21 protein-coding genes are annotated in these 17,788 nt (G+C 71.2%); 11 read left to right on the top strand and 10 right to left on the bottom strand.

Annotation, left to right across the window (positions count from 1 at the left end; genetic code table 11):
* Both EDD29_RS02515 and EDD29_RS02510 read left to right on the top strand, forming a co-directional pair.
* Nucleotides 1-990 carry an efflux RND transporter periplasmic adaptor subunit gene (locus EDD29_RS02515; protein ID WP_123661979.1) on the top strand — a complete coding sequence of 330 codons (990 nt, stop codon included), beginning with the start codon at nucleotides 1-3 and terminating at the stop codon, nucleotides 988-990.
* Nucleotides 987-1,715 carry an ABC transporter ATP-binding protein gene (locus tag EDD29_RS02510; protein ID WP_123661978.1) on the top strand — a complete coding sequence of 243 codons (729 nt, stop codon included), beginning with the start codon at nucleotides 987-989 and terminating at the stop codon, nucleotides 1,713-1,715. The genes EDD29_RS02515 and EDD29_RS02510 overlap by 4 nt, the downstream gene beginning before the upstream one ends.
* 17 nt (nucleotides 1,716-1,732) lie before the next feature.
* On the opposite strand, the gene murA is transcribed toward EDD29_RS02510, so the two are convergent.
* The 3 genes from murA to dapE all read right to left on the bottom strand — a co-directional run bounded on the left by murA (nucleotide 1,733) and on the right by dapE (nucleotide 5,147).
* On the bottom strand, nucleotides 1,733-3,073 hold the full coding sequence (gene murA, locus EDD29_RS02505; RefSeq protein ID WP_123661977.1) for a UDP-N-acetylglucosamine 1-carboxyvinyltransferase: 1,341 nt from the start codon (nucleotides 3,071-3,073) through the stop codon (nucleotides 1,733-1,735).
* Nucleotides 3,074-3,226: 153 nt separating this feature from the next.
* Nucleotides 3,227-4,054 (bottom strand): hypothetical protein, encoded by an 828-nt coding sequence (locus tag EDD29_RS02500; RefSeq protein ID WP_123661976.1) that lies wholly within the window; start codon nucleotides 4,052-4,054, stop codon nucleotides 3,227-3,229.
* Between the two features lies 1 nt (nucleotide 4,055).
* Complete coding sequence (gene dapE, locus EDD29_RS02495) at nucleotides 4,056-5,147, bottom strand: succinyl-diaminopimelate desuccinylase (RefSeq protein WP_123661975.1); 1,092 nt, start codon at nucleotides 5,145-5,147, stop codon at nucleotides 4,056-4,058.
* 81 nt (nucleotides 5,148-5,228) lie between these two features.
* On the opposite strand from dapE, the gene EDD29_RS02490 reads away from it, so the two are divergent.
* Nucleotides 5,229-6,014, top strand: coding sequence for an LOG family protein (locus EDD29_RS02490; RefSeq protein WP_123661974.1), 786 nt, complete (start codon nucleotides 5,229-5,231; stop codon nucleotides 6,012-6,014).
* Between the two features lie 20 nt (nucleotides 6,015-6,034).
* Here the strand turns inward: EDD29_RS02490 and EDD29_RS02485 are convergent, their stop codons facing one another.
* Both EDD29_RS02485 and EDD29_RS02480 read right to left on the bottom strand, forming a co-directional pair.
* Entirely contained in the window at nucleotides 6,035-7,051 is a 1,017-nt protein-coding gene (locus EDD29_RS02485) for an NAD(P)-dependent alcohol dehydrogenase (protein ID WP_246052462.1), read from the bottom strand.
* Complete coding sequence (locus EDD29_RS02480) at nucleotides 7,048-7,416, bottom strand: DUF6285 domain-containing protein (protein ID WP_123661972.1); 369 nt, start codon at nucleotides 7,414-7,416, stop codon at nucleotides 7,048-7,050. Before EDD29_RS02480 ends, EDD29_RS02485 begins: the two co-directional genes overlap by 4 nt.
* A 59-nt stretch (nucleotides 7,417-7,475) precedes the next feature.
* Between EDD29_RS02480 and EDD29_RS02475 the strand changes: the two genes are divergently transcribed.
* Complete coding sequence (locus EDD29_RS02475; protein WP_123661971.1) at nucleotides 7,476-8,648, top strand: acyl-CoA dehydrogenase family protein; 1,173 nt, start codon at nucleotides 7,476-7,478, stop codon at nucleotides 8,646-8,648.
* A gap of 3 nt (nucleotides 8,649-8,651) precedes the next feature.
* Here EDD29_RS02475 and EDD29_RS02470 read toward each other — a convergent pair whose 3' ends face one another.
* Nucleotides 8,652-9,587 carry a phosphotransferase family protein gene (locus EDD29_RS02470; RefSeq protein ID WP_123661970.1) on the bottom strand — a complete coding sequence of 312 codons (936 nt, stop codon included), beginning with the start codon at nucleotides 9,585-9,587 and terminating at the stop codon, nucleotides 8,652-8,654.
* 42 nt (nucleotides 9,588-9,629) lie between these two features.
* Here EDD29_RS02470 and EDD29_RS02465 point away from each other — a divergent pair, with 42 nt between their 5' ends.
* The 4 genes from EDD29_RS02465 (at nucleotide 9,630) to EDD29_RS02450 (ending at nucleotide 12,845) form a co-directional block, all read left to right on the top strand.
* On the top strand, nucleotides 9,630-10,649 hold the full coding sequence (locus EDD29_RS02465; protein WP_123661969.1) for a PHP domain-containing protein: 1,020 nt from the start codon (nucleotides 9,630-9,632) through the stop codon (nucleotides 10,647-10,649).
* 47 nt (nucleotides 10,650-10,696) lie between these two features.
* On the top strand, nucleotides 10,697-11,605 hold the full coding sequence (locus EDD29_RS02460) for an LLM class F420-dependent oxidoreductase (protein WP_123661968.1): 909 nt from the start codon (nucleotides 10,697-10,699) through the stop codon (nucleotides 11,603-11,605).
* 83 nt (nucleotides 11,606-11,688) lie between these two features.
* The gene (locus tag EDD29_RS02455) at nucleotides 11,689-12,636 is read left to right on the top strand and encodes a hypothetical protein (protein ID WP_123661967.1); all 948 of its coding nucleotides are present in this window, start codon (nucleotides 11,689-11,691) and stop codon (nucleotides 12,634-12,636) included.
* Nucleotides 12,636-12,845 (top strand): hypothetical protein, encoded by a 210-nt coding sequence (locus EDD29_RS02450; RefSeq protein ID WP_123661966.1) that lies wholly within the window; start codon nucleotides 12,636-12,638, stop codon nucleotides 12,843-12,845. The genes EDD29_RS02455 and EDD29_RS02450 overlap by 1 nt, the downstream gene beginning before the upstream one ends.
* 22 nt (nucleotides 12,846-12,867) lie before the next feature.
* On the opposite strand, the gene EDD29_RS02445 is transcribed toward EDD29_RS02450, so the two are convergent.
* From EDD29_RS02445 to EDD29_RS02435, 3 genes are all read right to left on the bottom strand, one after another.
* Nucleotides 12,868-13,332 (bottom strand): hypothetical protein, encoded by a 465-nt coding sequence (locus EDD29_RS02445; protein WP_123661965.1) that lies wholly within the window; start codon nucleotides 13,330-13,332, stop codon nucleotides 12,868-12,870.
* A gap of 97 nt (nucleotides 13,333-13,429) precedes the next feature.
* A complete protein-coding gene (locus EDD29_RS02440; protein ID WP_123661964.1) occupies nucleotides 13,430-13,810 on the bottom strand; it encodes a hypothetical protein in 381 nt (126 codons plus the stop codon).
* The gene (locus tag EDD29_RS02435) at nucleotides 13,807-14,574 is read right to left on the bottom strand and encodes an NAD-dependent protein deacetylase (protein WP_281281013.1); all 768 of its coding nucleotides are present in this window, start codon (nucleotides 14,572-14,574) and stop codon (nucleotides 13,807-13,809) included. Before EDD29_RS02435 ends, EDD29_RS02440 begins: the two co-directional genes overlap by 4 nt.
* A 414-nt stretch (nucleotides 14,575-14,988) precedes the next feature.
* Here EDD29_RS02435 and EDD29_RS48050 point away from each other — a divergent pair, with 414 nt between their 5' ends.
* Nucleotides 14,989-15,231 (top strand): DUF397 domain-containing protein, encoded by a 243-nt coding sequence (locus EDD29_RS48050; RefSeq protein WP_123661962.1) that lies wholly within the window; start codon nucleotides 14,989-14,991, stop codon nucleotides 15,229-15,231.
* Here the strand turns inward: EDD29_RS48050 and EDD29_RS02425 are convergent.
* Nucleotides 15,228-16,112 carry a helix-turn-helix domain-containing protein gene (locus EDD29_RS02425; RefSeq protein WP_170201269.1) on the bottom strand — a complete coding sequence of 295 codons (885 nt, stop codon included), beginning with the start codon at nucleotides 16,110-16,112 and terminating at the stop codon, nucleotides 15,228-15,230. The genes EDD29_RS48050 and EDD29_RS02425 overlap by 4 nt on opposite strands.
* Nucleotides 16,113-16,654: 542 nt before the next feature.
* On the opposite strand from EDD29_RS02425, the gene EDD29_RS02420 reads away from it, so the two are divergent.
* Together EDD29_RS02420 and EDD29_RS02415 are read left to right on the top strand one after the other, a co-directional pair.
* The gene (locus tag EDD29_RS02420) at nucleotides 16,655-17,314 is read left to right on the top strand and encodes a hypothetical protein (RefSeq protein ID WP_123661960.1); all 660 of its coding nucleotides are present in this window, start codon (nucleotides 16,655-16,657) and stop codon (nucleotides 17,312-17,314) included.
* A 100-nt stretch (nucleotides 17,315-17,414) separates the two neighbouring features.
* Nucleotides 17,415-17,786 (top strand): thioredoxin family protein, encoded by a 372-nt coding sequence (locus EDD29_RS02415; protein WP_123661959.1) that lies wholly within the window; start codon nucleotides 17,415-17,417, stop codon nucleotides 17,784-17,786.
* Nucleotides 17,787-17,788: the final 2 nt, after the last annotated feature.

Genomic DNA, 17,788 nt, shown 5'->3' with positions numbered 1-17,788 from the left:
ATGGGAATCTGGGTCAACCGGGCCGGCAAGGCGGCCATCCTGCTCGTCGTCGCCGGGGTGGTCGGGGCCACCGGCTACCTCGCCGGCAACGGCGCCGCCGCGCCCGAGCCCGTCGCGGAGCGGATCCCCGAAGCCGACTTCTCGCCCCGCGTGATCAAGGTCGACGAGGGCACCATCGTCTCCCGGCTCGTCCTCGACGCCACCGTCCAGGCCGACCCCGCGGTCGGGGTCCGGCCGGAGAAGGGCGGCGAGGTCACCAAGGTCTACGTCAAGGCCGGTGACAGCGTGGTGAAGGGGCAGACCCTGTTGTCCTTCAAGTACCAGCCGCCGCAGTCCGACCCCAAGAAGAAGCCGCCGAAGCCGCAGACGCTGTATCTGAGCGCGCCCGCGGCGGGCAAGATCCGCTCGGTCAACGCGCACGTGGGGACCCCGGTCTCGCCGGGCGACCCGGCCTTCACCGTCGACAAGGGACTCTTCCGGGCCGTCGCGAACGTCGAGAGCAAGAACGTCTACAAGCTGTACAACAAGCCGAGGTCGATCAAGCTCCAGATAGACCACGGCCCGGCGCCGTTCGACTGCAGGCTCCTGGACTACGGCGCGGGCACCGGCGGTGACGGCGGTGACGGCGGCGCCGAGGTCAAGGTGACGTGCCGGATCCCGCTCGGCAAGCGGGTGTTCGCCGGGCTGCCCGGCAAGATGTCGATCCTCACCGACAAGGCCGCCGGCGTCCCGGTCGTCCCGCTCTCGGCCGTCCTCGGGCAGAACGGCACCGGATACGTGACCGTCGTGCAGGACGGGAAGCAGGAGCGGCGCAAGGTGAAGCTCGGCCTCAACGACGGCGAGAAGGTGGAGATCCGGGAGGGCCTCGAGGTCGGCGAGCGGATCCTCGACCGGGCGCCCGAGGACGCCGCATTCTCCGGCCCGGACTCGAACGGACCGAACCTGGGCGAGAACGGCGGACAGGGCGAGCCGATGGTGATCATGCCGTGACCCGGCCGGACGTGAAAGTCGCCGGGGCGGCCCCTCCCACGACACCGGCCGTCGAGGTCACCGGCGTCTCGAAGCGGTTCAAGATCCGCGGGAAACCCGATCCGATCACCGTGCTCGACGACATCCGGCTGACCGTGCCCAGCGGCGGGATCGCCTCGATCGTGGGCCTGTCGGGCGCCGGGAAGTCGACCCTGCTCAACATCCTCGGCCTGCTCGACCAGCCGGACGACGGCAGCATCAGCGTGTTCGGCACGAACGCCACGGCCCTGCCGGAGCGCGGCCGCGCGTCCCTGCGCGGAAAGACGATCGGGTTCGTCTTCCAGCAGCTGAACCTGCTGTCCGGGCGGACCGCCCTTCAGCAGGTCGCCGTGCCGCTCCTCTACGAGGGCGGCCGGGCGCTGCGGGAACGTCGACGCCTGGCCGAGGAGGCCCTCACCCGGGTCGGCCTCCAGGACCGGCTGCACTCCAAGGTGTCGGAGCTGTCCGGCGGCGAGCAGCAGCGGGTCGCGATCGCCCGCGCCCTCATCCGCGATCCCCGGCTGATCCTCGCCGACGAACCGACCGGCGCCCTCGACCCCGTCACCGCGGACCAGGTCATGGACCTCCTGTTCCGCACCGCGCGCGAGGACGGCCGCGCCCTCATCCTCGTCACCCACGACCTGTCGCTGGCCCGCCGGGCCGACACCGTGCACACCCTCGACGGCGGCCGGCTGACCGCCTCGTAGCCGCCGACGGGCGCGGCTCAGCCGACGGGCGCGGTCTCGACCTGGCCGCCCATGGCGGTGAGCTTGCCGACCGGGTCCTCGTAGCCGCGCTCCAGGTAGCGGGTCCCGGAGATGGTGCTGGTCCCCTCGGCCACCAGCGCCGCGAGCACGAAGGCGAAACCCGCGCGCAGGTCGGGGATCTCCAGGTCGCGGCCGGTCAGCGGGGTCGGCCCGTTCACCACCGCGGAGTGCGCGTGGTCGCGGTTGGCGAACCGGCAGGAGTCCCCGACCAGGCACGCGGTGTTCAGCTCGATCCGCGCGCCCATCTGCCTGAGCTGCTCGGTGTAGCCGAAGCGGTCCTCGTAGATCGTCTCGTGGACGATGCTGGCGCCCTTGGCCTGGGTCAGCAGGAGGACCAGCGGCTGCTGCCAGTCGGTGAGAAGGCCGGGGTGCACGTCGGTGCGGATGTTGGCCGCGGTGAGGTCCCTGGCCCGGTAGAAGGCGAGGCCGCGCGGGGTCTCGGCGAAACCGCCGCCGATCCGGTGCAGGGAGTTGATCAGCCCGGTGAGGTCGGTCTGGCGGGCACCGATGACCTCGACGCTGCCGCCGGTCGCCACGGCCGCCGCGGCGAACGACGCGGCCTCCACCCGGTCGGTGATCGCGGTGTGCCCGGTGCCGCGCAGGCGCTTGACGCCCTCGATGACGATGCGCCGGTCGGTCTGCACCTCGATGAGCGCGCCCATCTTCTGGAGCATGAGGATCGTGTCGATGATCTCGGGCTCGATCGCCGCGTTGTGGATCACGGTGGTGCCCCGGGCCAGCACCGCGGCGAGGACGATGTTCTCGGTCGCGCCCACGCTCGGGAAGGCCAGTTCGATGTGCGCGCCGACCAGGCCCGTGGTGCGCACGTGGACGGCGGTGGGCTGCTCGATCACCTCGGCGCCCATCTGCCGGAGCGCGTCGAGGTGGTAGTCGATCGGGCGCTTGCCGATCTGGCACCCGCCCGGCAGCGGGATCACCGCCTCCCCGACCCGGTGCAGCAGCGGCCCCATCATCAGGATCGGGATCCGGTTGGCGCCGGTGTACCGCTCGGCCAGCCCGGAGTCGGCGATGGTGCCCGCCTCCACCCGGATCTCGTGCCGTCCGGTCCAGTCGACGGTGGCCCCGAGCTGCTGGAGCATCCCGACGACCAGGTCGACCTCGACGATGCGCGGCACGTTCGCGATCCTGACCGGTTCCTCGGTCAGCAGCGCGGCCACCATCTGCTTGGTGATCGCGTTCTTCGCGCCGGAGACCTTCACCTCGCCCTTCAACGGCATGCCGCCGGTGATGCGGTACAGATGCCGGTCGGCGGACATGGCGTCGGTGCCGGTGCTCATGGGGCTCCTCAAGATCGGAATTCTCTCGCGCAAGGCTACGGCCGCCGGAGCCACAGGGCCCGAACGCCGGTCCGCCTCTGTGAGACGGCCGCGGGCCCCGTTGTATTCCGCGTGAGGCGGTCCGGCGATCGTAGGTGATTCGGGCCCATATCGTCAGCGGACGAGAACGCGGTCCTTCGGGGCCTCGGTGTCGTCGGCCCAGCCGTCGTGGCCGGTTTCCGCGGTCCACCTGCGGCCCGCGTGGCGGACCTCGGTGAGGCCGTAGGTCTCGGCGTGGGTGACCGCCCAGGCGGCCAGGGACCTGCCGGTGGCGGCCTTCCCCGTTCCTTCGGGGACGCTGACGGCCCCGTCCTCGGCGCGCACCTTGTCGCCGTAGGTACGGCCCAGTTCGGTGAACGCCTTCTTCGGGTCCGCCTTCACCGCCTCGTCGGGGCGGAACCAGCAGGTGACCTCGCCGCCCTTCTCACCGGTGAAGCCCGCCGCGAGGATCTCGGCCATCGGCTCGTGCTGGGCGTACAGGCTGCCGTCGAAGCTGCGCTGGACCTCCTGGGCGGCCTCGTGCAGGTCCTTCTTGGCGTAGCCGTCGACCTTCTCCAGCGCGTCGAAGAACTTGCGCGAGGAGTAGACCGGGTCCTGGAGCTGGTCGGCGCTGCCCCAGCCCTGCGACGGCCGCTGCTGGAAGATGCCGACGGAGTCGCGGTCGCCGTAGGCGAGGTTCTCGATGTGCGACTCCTGCTCGGCGGTCGCGTACGCGATCACCACGGCCCGCCGGGGCAGGTCCTTGCGGTGCGCGACGCCCGCGATGGTCGCCGCGTTGGCGGCCTGGCCGAGGCTGAGCTGCACCTCGCCCGTGGGCGCGGTGATCCGGCAGCCGTCGCCCAGCAGGGCGGTGTGCGCGTTCATGAACAGGCGGTAGCCGCCGTAGCCGATGGCCGCGACCAGGGCCACCGCGAGCAGACCGGCCAGGGCGCGCCAGCGCATCTCAGCCTCCGGAAAGCCAGGAGCGCAGCCGCTTCTCGCAGGCCGCGACGGACTCCAGGGACACCCGCTCGTCCTTGTGGTGGGCGAGGGTCGGCTCGCCCGGGCCGAAGTTCACCGCGGGCACGCCGAGGCCGGAGAAGAGCGAGACGTCGGTCCAGCCCAGTTTGGCCCTGACCTTCCCGAGCTCGACCGCGTGCTCCAGCTCGACATCGGTGACGGACCGGACGAACGCCCGTGCGGCCGGATCCTGGAGCCCGGGCCTGGCCGCCTCGCTCGCGTCGACGACCTCGACCTCGTATCCGGCGAACAGCTCGCGCAGATGGGCCTCGGCCTCGGCGAGGTTCCGGTCGGGCGCGTACCGGTGGTTGACCGAGATCGTGCAGGCGTCCGGGACGACGTTGCGGGCGACGCCGCCGGAGGCGAAGACCGCGTTCAGGCCCTCGTGGTAGGTGATGCCGTCGACCACGGGCCGCCGGGGCTCGTAGGCGCTCAGCAGGTCGAGCAGGGGCTTCATCTTGTGGATCGCGTTCTCGCCCATCCACGAGCGGGCCGTGTGCGCGCGGGCTCCCCTGGCCGTCACGTCGACGGTGACGGTGCCCTGGCAACCGCCCTCCACCTCGCCGTCGGTCGGCTCCATGAGCACCGCGAAGTCCGCCGCGAGCAGTTCGGGACGGGTCTCGGCGAGGCGCTTCAGCCCGTTGCGGTCGGCACTGACCTCTTCGCACTCGTACGCCAGGAACGTAATGTCACGCGTGGGTTCCGGCAGGGTCGCGGCGAGGTGCAGCAGGACGGCGAGGCCGCCCTTCATGTCGCAGCTCCCCAGGCCCCACAGGGTGTCGCCGTCCAGCCGGGACGGGAGGTTGCCGTTCGCCGGGACGGTGTCGATGTGACCGGCGAGCACGATCCGCTCCGCGCGCCCGAAGTGGGTGCGGGCCACGAGCGTGTCCCCGTCGCGGACGACCTCCAGATGGGCGTGGGCGCGCAGCCCGGCCTCGATCGCGTCGGTCAGCGCGCGCTCGGACCCGCTCTCTGACGGAGTGTCGACGAGGGCCCTGACCAGGGAGGTGACGTCCTGCGAGAGATCCATGTGCATTGAGCTTACTTCGCTTCCCGGACTTCGACGCCTCTGGGCGGGGACACGGTTCGGACGCCCCCGGGCATTACGGTGAAGTGCATGGACGAGACTTCTCACCGCCGTGGTCCCGCGACGCTGCGGGGCCGGGCACGCCCGTCGACCACGCATGATCAGCGCCTGCTCGACGAGCGCGGATCCGCCGAATGGCTGCACAAGGACCCGTGGCGCGTCCTGCGCATCCAGGCGGAGTTCGTGGAGGGATTCGGGCTGCTCGCCGAACTCGGCAGGGCCGTCAGCGTGTTCGGTTCGGCGCGGATCAAGCCGGGCAGCCCCTACTACGAGCTCGCCACGGAGGTCGGCGGCCGCCTCGCCGCAGCGGGCTACGCGGTGATCACCGGTGGCGGCCCCGGCATCATGGAGGCCGCCAACAAGGGCGCCGACCCGCACGGCCTCTCCGTCGGCCTCGGCATCGAGCTGCCCTTCGAGCAGGGCATGAACGCATTCGTGGACCTCGGCATGCAGTTCCGCTATTTCTTCGTGCGCAAGACCATGTTCGTCAAGTACTCGCAGGCCTTCGTGGTGCTTCCCGGTGGGTTCGGCACCCTGGACGAGTTGTTCGAGGCGATCACCCTCGTCCAGACCCGGAAGATCACGAGGTTCCCGATCGTCCTGATGGGCGTCTCGTTCTGGCAGCCCCTCCTCGACTGGATCACCGGCACCCTCCAGGCCGAGGGCCTGATCTCGCCCGACGACCCCGCCCTCCTCCACCTCACCGACGACCCCGACGAGGCCGTCCGCATCGTCATCGAAGGCCACATGAACGCCGGCCAGGCCGACATCGAGGCCCGCGTCCAGGCCGCCACCGCCGAAGAGGCCGGCACCTGACCGCACCGCGTTCCCGGCCGTCAGAAGATGAGGACCGGCTTGATGGCCTTGCCGGTCTTGGCGGCGGTCACGGCGGCGTCGATGTCGGCGAAGGCGAAGGTGGTGATCAGGCGTTCCAGGGGGAGGCGGCCCTTGCGGTGGTGCTCGATGAGTTCGGGGATGAAGCGCTGGGGGATGGCGTCGCCCTCGATGGAGCCGCGGATGCCGCGGCCGTTCATGAGGTGGCGCTGGTCGAGTTCGACGGGGTTCTTCTGGCCCTGGAAGCCGACGGTGACGCACTGGCCGGGGGCCGCCAGGGACTTGACGGCCGCGCGGACGACGTCCGGATAGCCGATGCACTCGACGGCGTGGTCCATCGCGTTGAACGGGGCCTCGGAGGGGTCGACGGCTTCCGTCGCGCCCAGCTCCAGGGCCAGCGCGCGGCGGGACGGGTTGGGGTCGACCGCCACGATCCGCTCGCAGCCCGCGATCCGGGCCGCCATGACGGCGCTCAGCCCGACGGCGCCGAGCGCGAACACCGCGAGGGAGGACCCCGGCTCCGGGCGCAGGACGTTGAGGACGGCTCCCGCGCCCGTCTGGACGCCGCACCCCAGCGGGGCGAGGAGTTCCAGCGGGAGGTCGTCGGGGACGCGGATGACGTTGCGCTCGGTCGTCACGGTGAACGTGGCGAACGAGCCCTGGCCGAGGAGCCTTTCCCCGAGGTAGTTGAGCCGGAGGAAGTCGGCGCAGTACGCCATCCTGCCGTTCTCGCAGGCGGGGCACGCCCCGCACCAGGAGTAGCTGAGGACGACATGGTCGCCGGCTTCGACGCCGCTGACGGCGTCCCCCACCGCCTCGACGACGCCCGCGCCCTCGTGACCGAGGATCTGGCCCGGCACCACGGGGTGGGCCGCGGTCACGAGGTCGGTGTGGCAGACGCCGGAGGCGACGAGCCGGACCAGCACCTCTTCGGGTCCGGGCTCGCGCAGCTCCACGGGACGCCGCTCGAAGCGGCCCTCGGGCGAGGTCGGGAAGGCCGCCTCCACGGTATAAGTCACCGCTTACTTATATCCCCCGCCGCCGCGGCGGCATAACCCGGGTTGGCCACTTCGAGCTTGGCGCGGACCGTGTCCAGCAACTCCCCGCGCACCTCGTCGAAGCGGTCGTCGAGGTCGCCGTCACGGATCGCCCCGGCGAGCGCCGCGTCGTCGGCGAAGCCGAGGCGGGCCAGCCGGTCCCGGTGCTCGGCCTCGTGCCCCGGCCCTTCGGCGAGCTCCCGCTCGACCATCCCGAGGACGTTCGCGGCGACCAGGGTGTGGAAGCGCAGGCGGCCGGAGGCGGACGGCAGGACGTCCCGTTCCAGGAACTCACGGACCGACTCCACGAGTTGCGCGGCGGTCGGCACATCGTGCGGCAGGGGCATGGCGCGGGCTTCCCTTCACAAGACAGAATGCGATTCTAGTCGAACGAAGGGCGAAGTCCATGAGCTTCGAGATCCCGGCATCCGTCCGCCCCCTGCGCGATGCCGTCTATGCGTTCATGACCGAGCGGGTGGAACCCGCCGAGGAGGCCCTGCACGCGGGCGACAAGGACCTGCTGCGCAAGCTCCAGCAGGAGGCCAAGGCCGAAGGGCTGTGGGCGCTGGGGCACCCCAAGGAGATCGGCGGAGGCGGCCTGCCCTTCCTGGACTACGTGTACATCAACGAGGTCCAGGGCCGGAGCGAGTTCGGCCAGCTCGCCCTGGGGACGTTCACCCTCCAGGACTCGCTCATGCTGCACAAGTACGCGGCCCCCAGCCAGCGCGAAAGGTTCCTCGCGCCCCTGGTGCAGGCCGACATCTGGCCGTCCTTCGCCATGACGGAGCCCGGCCTCTCCAGCTCCGACCCCACCCAGCTCAGCACGACCGCCGAACTCGTCGACGGGCAGTGGGTCATCCGCGGCCGGAAGTGGTTCACCACCGGCGCGGACCGGGCCGCCTACACGACGGTCATGTGCCGGACCGAGACGGACGCGAGCCCGTACCTGTCGTTCAGCATGATCCTCGTGCCCACGGACACCCCCGGGTACACGATCATCCGGGACACCCCCGTCCTCGGCCTCGACGGCGGCCACATGGAGGTCGTCTACGACGACGTGCGCGTCCCGGAGGAGAACCTCCTCGGGCCCCGCGGGCACGGCTTCGTCATCGCCCAGGAGCGCCTCGGCCCGGGCCGGATCTTCCACTGCATGCGGTGGCTCGGCCAGGCCCAGCGCGCGTTCGACCTGCTGTGCCGCAGGCTGCACGCCCGCGAGGCCTTCGGCGGGCCGCTCGCCGACAAGCAGCTCCTCCAGCAGCACGTCTTCGACTCCTACACCGAGATCCAGGCCGCGCGCCTGCTCACCCTGCACGCCGCGCACGAGATCGACGCGGGCGGCCAGGCGCGGGTGGAGATCGGCGCGATCAAGGTCGCGGGCGCGCGGATGCTGCACAACGTCATCGACCGGGCGATCCAGGTGCACGGGGCCGAGGGCCTGACCGGGGACACCCCGCTGGACCGCATGTACCGCCACGCCAGGGCCGGCCGGATCTACGACGGCCCCGACGAGGTGCACATCAGCCGCACGGCCCAGCGCATCCTCAAGGTGTACGAGAAGGGCGGCAGCTACGCCTTCTAGGCCCTAGGCCAGGGCGGTGAGCAGGTCGAACTCGTTCTCGGCGACCCTCCGGCCGAGCGCCGCGAGCTCGACCGAGCGCTCACCGCCCGTCAGGTGGCGGCTCGTCTGCACGATGCAGATGACGCCCCAGCGCAGCACGCCGTACAGCTCCCACCAGCGCAGGGCCTCGCGGTCGACCTTCGTTCCCGAGGCCCGCTCGTAGGACCCGACGAGTTCGTCGTATCCCCCGAAACCGCCCGCCGGGAGCGGGGATCCGAACCGCCAGGGCTTGGCGCACAGCCAGCCGAGGTCCTCCAGCGGGTCGCCGATGTGGGACAGCTCCCAGTCCAGGACGGCCCGGACGCCGTCGGGGCCGATGATGAGGTTGCCGTTCCGGAAATCACCGTGCACGACCGTCGTGGCGGACGGCTCAGGGCGGGTCAGCCGGAGTCTGCGCAAGGCGAGTTCCAGAGCGGGATACGGGTCGGGGAAGCCGTCGAGGACCAGCTCCCACAGGTCGAACTGATCCTCGTCCGACAGACCGGGCACGCTGTCGGCGGGGATCCGGTGGATCGCGGCGAGGATCTCGCCGCACTCGGCGGCCAGGCCCGACCGCGCCTGCGCCAGCTCGGGCGAGCGGAGGATCTTGCGCGGGATCGTCTCGCCGTCGATCCGGGTCATCACGATGTAGCCCTCACCCGCGGCGATCACCTCGGGACTCGGCGCGCCCGCCTTCGCGGCCGCGCGCATGAGGGCGGCCTCGACGTCCAGGGAGTTGCCGGTGGCGGCCCCGCCCGGGGTGTCGCGGCGAAGGATCAGCGCGTGCCTCTCGCCCGCCTGGGTGACCGCGTCGAACGCCGTGGTCAGCCGGGACGCGCCCGCGCCGTCCCGGCGCAGCCCCTCGATCTGGAGGCCGGGCCCGTAGATCCCGCCCAGCACCTCGTGCAGCAGCTCTTCCATCCCGACATATAAGCATTTACTTATGCGGGGTACCACTCCCCTATGGAACCCGTTGAGGCGCTGCGGCGCATCGCGTTCCTCCTCGAACGCGCCCACGAGCCCACCTACCGGGTGCGTGCCTTCCGCACGGCCGCCGCGACCGTAGGGGCGCTCGACCGGGGCGAGCTGGAGAGACGCGTACGAGAAGGCACCCTTGGGGAGCTGCCGGGCATCGGAAAGGTGACGGCGCTGGTCGTGACCGAGGCCGTCGGCGGAGAGGTCCCCGTGTACCTGCGGCGTCTGGAGGCCACCGAGGGACAGCCCCTGGACGAGGCGGCGGCGGCACTCCGCGGCGCGCTCCGGGGGGACCTGCACACCCACAGCGACTGGTCGGACGGCGGTTCGCCCATCCGGGAGATGGCCGAGACGGCACGCGCGCTCGGCCACGAGTACCTGGCGCTCACCGACCACTCCCCGCGGCTGAAGGTGGCCCGCGGCCTTTCCGCCGACCGGCTGCGCGAGCAGCTCGACGTGGTCGCCGCGCTCAACGCGGAGCTCTCCCCCTTCCGGATCCTCACCGGGATCGAAGTGGACATCCTGGACGACGGGTCGCTCGACCAGGAGCCCGGCCTGCTCGACCGGCTCGACGTCGTCGTCGCCAGCGTGCACTCGAAACTGCGGATGGACCGGGTGGACATGACCCGCCGGCTCGTCGCCGCCGTGTCGAACCCGCTGGTGGACGTCCTCGGCCACTGCACGGGCCGGATCGTCAAGGCGGGCGGCGCGAGGGGCGGGCTCCGGCCGGAGTCGGAGTTCGACGCGGGACTCGTCTTCGACGCGTGCGCCGCCTACGGCACCGCAGTCGAGATCAACTCCCGGCCGGAACGCCTCGACCCGCCCAAGCGGCTGCTCAGGCTCGCCGTGGAGGCCGGCTGCTCGTTCTCCATCGACTCCGACGCCCATGCCCCCGGCCAGCTCGACTGGCTCGGCAACGGCTGCGAGCGGGCCGTGCGCTGCGGCGTCGCCCCGGAGTCCGTCGTGAACACGCGTACGGCGGACGCGCTGTCGGGCGGTCGCGGGTGATCGTGCAGAATCCGGGTGACACACCCCACGGACCGAGGAGCGCACTCGTGCGGATCGGGATCTCACTGCTGGACAAGGGCGGACCTGACGCCCTGCGCCACTACACCGACGACGTGCGGCAGGCCGCCGACGACGGTTTCTCCTCCGCCTGGCTCACCCAGGTCTTCGGCCTGGACGCGCTGACCGCGATCACCGTCGCGGGCGGCGCCGTGCCCGGCATCGAACTCGGCACGTCCGTCGTGCCGACCTACCCGCGCCACCCCGCCGCCCTCGCCCAGCAGGCCCTGACGACCGCGCTGGCGATCGGCGACGGCCGGCTCACCTTGGGCGTCGGCCTCTCGCACAAGATCGTCATCGAGGGCATGTTCGGCTACGACTTCGCCCGTCCGGCGCGGCACATGGAGGAGTACCTGTCCGTCCTCGGCCCGCTGCTGTCCGGCGAGCACGTGGCGTTCGAGGGCGAGACCGTCAAGGCCCAGATCGGGTTCGGCATCGGCACCGAGGCGCGGGTGCCGGTCGTCGTGGCCGCGCTCGGCCCGCGGATGCTGAAGATCGCGGCGGAGAAGGCCGACGGCACCGTCCTGTGGATGACCGGGCCGAAGACCGTCCGCGACCACATCGTGCCGACGATCACCGCGGCCGCCGCCGCGGCGGGCCGCCCCGCGCCGCGCGTCGTGTGCATCCTGCCGTTCGGCGTCACCGACGACGTCGAGGAGGCCCGCGCGCGGGCCGGGGAGATCTTCCAGATGTACGGATCGCTGCCGTCGTACCGGGCGATGATGGACCGGGAGGGCGTGGACGGGCCCGCCGGGCTCGCCGTCGTCGGCGACGAGGACTCCGTGGCCGCTCAGCTGGAGGAACTGCGCGAGGCGGGCGTCACCGACTTCGTCGCGGGCGGTTTTCTCTCCGGCAAGGACAAGGAACGCACGCGTGCGTTCCTCAAAACCTTGCTCTAACCCCAGAAATCCCACCGAACGGGCTGTGGACAACTTCCCTTGACGGGCGCCTCCCGATGGTACAAACGCATCGGGAGGTGGTCATGGAACGGCTCTACGCCCTCACGGGCCCCGTCATCGACCCCGCGCTTCCGCCGAAGACGCGCGAGGTTCTGGAGAACCATCCGGAGTCGCTGCACCCCGGCACGGGGCCTCGTCCGGCCGGCCCGCTCGGCGGGCTCCGGCCGATGGACGCCGTGCTCGCCCTCTGGCAGACGCCGGTGTGGACCTACGTGCCCGCGCTGATCGGCACGCTGTACTCGCCCAGAGTGCGCAACATCGCCTTCGCGGCGCAGGCGCTGGTCATCGCCGGGTTCGTCCTCCAGCCGGGCCTGGCGCTGGCCGTGCAGCTGTGCCTCCAGCCGTTCGTCTTCGCGTTCCTGCTGAGCCGGTGCGGCGAGGGCGTGGCCGGGCGGCTCGCCCGCGACAACCACGGGCGCTACCTGCTGCCCCAGGAGCTCAACGGCCAGTACGGGGATCTGCTCGGCCGGGCGCGCAAGGCGGTCGCCTCCGTGCTCTTCTCCCGGGTGCAGACCCAGGGCCTGCTCGACGACATCCGCAACACCGTCACGCTGCCCCAGCAGGTCTGGGACATCGCCGAGACGATCTTCGAGCTGGACCGGCTGTCGGACGAGCACCGCGGCGCCGACGCCCGCAACCCACAGGTGGCCGAGCTGCTCGCGCCACAGCGCGAGGTGCTGCGACTGGCCACCGCCTCGGTCACCGAGCGGATCGAGGCGCTGGAGGCCTACGCCGCGCGGGTCAAGGCCGCCGACGAGGCGCTCCACCAGTGGGAGACCGTGCAGCGGCTCGCCGCCAGGGGCGACGCGTACCAGGATCTGCTCGCCCGCACCGTCCGCGACGAACTCGCCGTCGCCGAGATCGAGGGCCTCACCGAGCAGGCGCGCGTCGTCGAAGAGGCGCTGCGCGCCAGCGTCGAAAAGGCGAGGCGGGCAGGGCTCGCGCTCGTCCCCGAGAGGAAGGCGGGCTGATGTCCTCGCGCTCCGTCAAGCACACCGACCAGAACTCCACGATGGCCGAAGGGCGCGACGTCAAGCGCGCGCTCGCCCGGTTCTCGCCCGGCGGGCTGGCCCAGCTCGTCCGGGTGCCCTGGCCGGTGAACCTGCTCGGCGCGGCCCTCGTGCTGGTCCAGGTCTACCTGGCGATCGCGTTCGTCGCCTCGCTGGTCGAGCCCGGCTGAAGAGCCGTCGCGCCGCCGCCCGTCAGAACCCGGGCAGCGCGAGGTGCGGCAGGAAGAGCGCGGAGCCGACGACCATCCACCAGGCGCCGAGCAGCACGAGCGTGCCCAGGGAGGCCATCACCAGCCGCCATTGCGGCAGCGTGCCGCGGAACAGGCGGTCGCGGCGCGGGTCGAACAGGGCCCGCGGGTCGATCTTGCCGAACAGGCCGAAGGACGTCACATAAGGCGCCCCGAACGCCGAGAGCGAGACCATGCCGACGGCGAACAGCACCCCTACCGCGGCCATGCCCACCGCGACGATCCCTACCGCGAGCTGACCGATCGCGATGACGCCGCGGGCCACCTGCCCGATCGCGATCACCCCCGTGGCCAACTGGCCGAACGCGATCACCCCGGTGGCCAACTGCCCGATCGCGATGATCCCGACCGCCTCCTGCCCGATCGCGATGAACCCGACGTCATCCCCGCCCACCGTCACGATCCGCATGCGGGGAGCATAGACACCCGCTCACCCCCACCGCACCCCTTTCCACCCGGATACCCACCTTTACCGGCCTCCCATCGAGCCCCCTCCCGGGCGGGGGTCAGGGGGTGGGGAGGCGGGCGCCGAGGTCGGCGGCGAGGGCGTCGGGGGAGGCGACGGTGACGGTGAGGGCCTCGTGGGGTCGGGGGCCGAAGCAGCGGACGGGCTCGCGGAAGGAGACGCAGACGCCGGACAGGGCCGAGCCGAAGGTGATGCCCGTGTCGACGAAGGAGAGGCGCACGCCGATGGCGCGGTGGGCCTTGTAAGGGCCGGAGGGCGTCGCCGAGGCGATGTTCGACAGCGGCGTCGCCAGCGTCCAGCGGCCGAAGACCGCGCGCAGTTCGCGGTCGTCGACCGTGACGCGGCTGTTGCCCGGCCGCACCCCGAGGAGCGCGAGGAGAGGGCGGTAGAGCGGTGTGAAGACGAACGGGTAGTCGGTCATGACAAGGCCTCCAGCAGAGTGCGGAGCGTCGCGCCGAGCGGCGCGTCGACGCGGCACAGCGCGTCGGCGTCCGACCGCGTCGGCCCCTGGTTGACGATCAGGACGGGAATGCCGTGCGAGGCCGCGTGCCGGACGAACCTTCGGCCGGAGTGGACGGTGAGGGAGGAGCCGAGGACCAGCAGGGCGCCCGCGCCGGAGGTGAGCTCGTAGCAGTCGGCGACCCGGGGCCGCGGCACGGTCTCCCCGAAGAAGATCACGTCTGGCTTGAGCACCCCGCCGCAGGACGCGCAGTCCACGAGGGTGAAGGAGGCGGTCTCGGCGTCGGTCAGCGACACGTCGCCGTCGGGGTTGACCAGGGTGGGCCTGGCCTCCCAGTCCGGGTTCGCCGCGCGCAGCCGGGCGTCCAGCGCGTCACGCGGGGTCGGCTCGCCACATCCGAGGCAGACCACCCGGTCCAGCGCCCCGTGCAGCTCCACGACCCGGCCGGATCCGGCCGCCTGGTGCAGCCCGTCGACGTTCTGGGTGATCACCCCGTTGACGAGCCCGCGCCGCTCCAGCTCCGCCACCACCCGGTGCCCCGCATTGGGCTCCGCCCGCGTCATATGCCGCCACCCCAGATGCGCCCGCGCCCAATACCGGCGCCGGGCCTCCACACCCCCCACGAACGTCTGGTACGTCATCGGCGACGACGGCCGAGACCTCCCCGTCGCCCCCCGATAGTCGGGAATCCCCGACTCCGTCGACATCCCCGCCCCGCTCAGCACCACCACGTCCCCGTCCGCCACAAGATCGGCGAGCAGCTCCGCACCCCCGACCCCCACCGGGCCCACAGTCCGAGTCACCACCCCTTCATGGTGCCCCACGACCCCCCATGCCCCGACCCCGCCCTCACCCCGCCCCCGGAGACCCACCGCCCCACGAACGACTTCCCGAACGCAATTCCCAGGAATTCCCGAGCCATGATCCCGCGCCCTTCGCTCGGCATCGTGATTCGGCGATTCGCGGCTACCGGAGCGGGTACAACCGATAGTTTCTGTCGCGGACCTTTGATGAAGGCCCGGTGTGGCGACACACCGTCCGTCGGTGTGCGTGTCAGCCGTGTGCCGCAAGCCTGCCCGCAGTGGCCGGTGACCCGGGTCGCGTTCCGCTGACCGGCCAATGAAGAGAAGTGCGGTGCGATGGATCCGTTCGGTGGCGCGGTGCGGCGCCTTGGAGTGCTGCGTGCTGCCGGGCCGGCGACCGAGGTCGTGTGGCGTAAGGCTTCGGCGAGCGAGACGAGCGGGTGCGTGGAAGTGGCCGTGGCGGGCCGCGCGGTTTATGTGCAGGACTCCAAGCAGGCGGACGGAGGGGTCGTGCTGGGGCTGTCGGCGCGTGCTTGGCGGGGGCTGGCGGGGTCGGTCGTGCGGGATTTCTCGCGTTAGGCGCCTATGTCGGCGATCACCGCTTCGAGGAAGGGCACGGTCTCGTCCTCGGGGAGGGTGAGGCGGCGGAGGTTCTCGAAGGCGACGCGGTACTCCGTGATGCGGGTGTCCCGGTCTGCGACGTTGGTGTCGGACGAGCGCGCGTTCTCGATGAAGAGCACGTCGCCGAGGCGGCTGTCGGCGAAGCCGAGAATGGTGAACTCGCCCTGCATCCCGAAGTGCGCACCCTGCGTGAACGGGATCAGCTCGATGATGATGTTCGGTTCCGCCGACATCTCGACGAGATGGCGCAACTGGCGGGTCATGATGCCGCGGTCGGTCTGGCCGCCGACGTGCCTGCGCAGCGCGGCCTCGTCGAGGACGACGTGCAGGAGGGGCGGGTCGGCGCGGCCGAGCACCTGGTCCTGCCGCTGCATGCGGACCTCGACGATGATGTCCCGCTGCTCCCGGGTTCTGGCGAACTCGATGGTCAGGGCGTTGGCGTATTCCTCTATCTGGAGGAGGCCGGGGATGGCGAGGGGCTGGAGGCAGCGGATGGTGGAGGCGCCCGCCTCGTAGCCGATGAACTCGGTGTAGGCGGGGGAGATCTCGTTGCGGTAGAGGGCCCACCAGCCGCGTTGGCGGCCGTCGCGGGCGAGTTCGGTGAGGCGGCCGATGGCGGGGTCGCCGTCGGGCATGCCGTAGTAGCGCAGGAGGGCGTGCAGATCCGTCGTGGAGACGCCGACGCTGCCGCCTTCGATGCGGATGAGCTTGGACAGCGACCAGTCCAGCGCCGAAGCCGCCTGGTCCTGGGTCGAGCCGTGCTCCTGGCGAAGCCGTTGCAGCTCGCTGGTGAGAATGGCGCGCTGCACGACGGGTCCCGGACCCGAAGGCATGCTCATGCCGACCCCAACCCTTCTGTTGAGTTCTCCGCTTTCCCGCAGACGGGAACGTCGCTGTCGGCCGCCCTTCGAGATGCTTCGATTAGAACAGCTATGTGGCGGACGGCCAAGTCCGCTCCGCAAGAAGTGGCTTAATGCCATGCGGATATGAGCGGTAAGGATGAACGCCACCTCGCACACCGGTATCCCGACACTTTCCCAGGAATCCCATCCGCCCGGTGAGGCCCACCCGTTCTGAGGGATGTGCCCGAGGTATCAAGATTCGCCGATGGCCGCTTCCGGACGGGCAGAGTGCTGGCTGGCGGTATGCAAGATTGCCTCCCGCCCGGTGCTGCGAAAGAACGTCGCCGTCCGGTGGGAAGCAGAACAGTAGAAAGCAATCAGCCCGGAACAGAGCCCCGAAAACAAAGCTCGGATAATGGAAGCGCGGAGCCCCTGTCGTAACCAAGGGCTCCGCGCAGAACCGAAGATCCCAAGCCGCTGAGCCAAAAGGGGAACCTCGATCCATGATGAGCATAAGGTCTGTTGAGACGGCCTATCCAGTGGCGTTCGCGGAGGACGCCACCGGGGCCGGCGGATTCCTGGGGGGATTCGCGCCGGTGGCGCCGCGCCACCACACGTCGCTCGTGGCGTTCGACGTCTGCGCCTTCGGCGCCGGCCACCGGGACGAGAGCGGGCGCTTCGCGCTGAGGCGCGACATGTACGCGGCGGTGCGGGCCGCCTTCCAGAGGGCGGGCCTGCCCTGGGACGAGTGCCACCGGGAGGACCGCGGCGACGGCGCGCTCGTCGTCCTTCCGCCGGACGTGCCGCTCCATCTGCTGCTCGACCCGCTCGCGCACGGGCTCGCCCGGGAAGTGCGCGCGGGGAACGCGCGGCTGCGCGACGAGGCGCGGCTGCGGCTGCGCGCGGCGGTCCACTGCGGCTACCTCTACCGGGACGACCACGGCATCGTCGGCCACGCCGTCAACCACACGTTCCGGCTGCTGAACGCCGGGGCCTTCCAGAACGCGATGGCGCTGACCCTGACCGACGTGGGGCTGCTCGCCTCGGAGCGGCTCTACCAGGACGTCACCGCCCACGGGCCGGACGTGGACACCGCGTGCTACGAGCCGGTGCGGCTCGAGTGCAAGGAGACCAGGACCACCGCCTGGTTGTGGGTGCGCGAGGGCACCGGGCGCTGGGCGTTCGGCAGGCCCGCCTGACGCCCGCCGGAAGGCCGGAACCCGCACCGGGAACAGGGAAGGGCGGGGCGTGGTTTCACAGGCATACGACGCCGCGACAGCGAAAGCGAAGGAGAACGCGATGGCCACGGTCGAGCTGACCAAGGAGACCTTTGAGGAGGCCTTCGGGCGCGAGGGGCTGGTGCTGGTCGACTTCTGGGCGAGCTGGTGCGGTCCCTGCCGGAACTTCGCCCCGGTCTACGAGCGGGTCTCCGCGGAGCACCCGGACGCGGTGTTCGGCAAGGTCGACACCGAGGCCGAGCGTGAGCTGGCCGCGGCGTTCGAGATCACCTCGATCCCGACGCTCGTCGTCGCGCGCGACGGGATCATCCTGTACGCCGAGCCCGGGGCCCTCCCCGAGGTCGCGCTGAAGGAACTGGTCGGCAAGGCGCTGGAGCTCGACATGGACGAGGTCCGCGCCGCCGTCGCCGCCCGGCAGAGCGCCGGGAACTAAGG

The organism is Actinocorallia herbida (genome assembly GCF_003751225.1).
GTDB classification, from domain to species: domain Bacteria; phylum Actinomycetota; class Actinomycetes; order Streptosporangiales; family Streptosporangiaceae; genus Actinocorallia; species Actinocorallia herbida.
This window is presented reverse-complemented; position numbering and strand designations above follow the sequence as displayed.